A 253-nucleotide genomic window follows, 5' to 3' on the forward strand; every position below is an offset into this window, starting at 1 on the left:
CCAACGTTCGGAATAAGGTAGACTTATTCATGAGGTCGCCTCTTTTCGGAATGGTTTGGTGGTACTTACCATTTACCCGAATCGGCGGTCTTTTTTGTTACATATTTTGGTTAATCAACAGGCGTGATTTCGGACAGATCATCGTCTACGTGTACCAGCAGGCCCTGGAGAAAAAGCCGTTATTCGACATCCTTAAACATCTCAAGATCCCTGCCTAACCAAATGAATCCTACGTCCTACTACAAGTCTGCCC

The 253-nt window shown here is 45.1% G+C and carries 1 protein-coding gene; it reads left to right on the forward strand.

The features are described 5' to 3' along the window. Window positions 1-218: hypothetical protein (locus LRL21_RS45355; protein WP_240422265.1), on the forward strand; the 218-nt coding region annotated here is incomplete at its 5' end. Window positions 219-253: the final 35 nt, after the last annotated feature.

Source organism: Paenibacillus periandrae, assembly GCF_022458865.1.
GTDB classification, from domain to species: Bacteria; Bacillota; Bacilli; order Paenibacillales; family NBRC-103111; genus Paenibacillus_S; species Paenibacillus_S periandrae.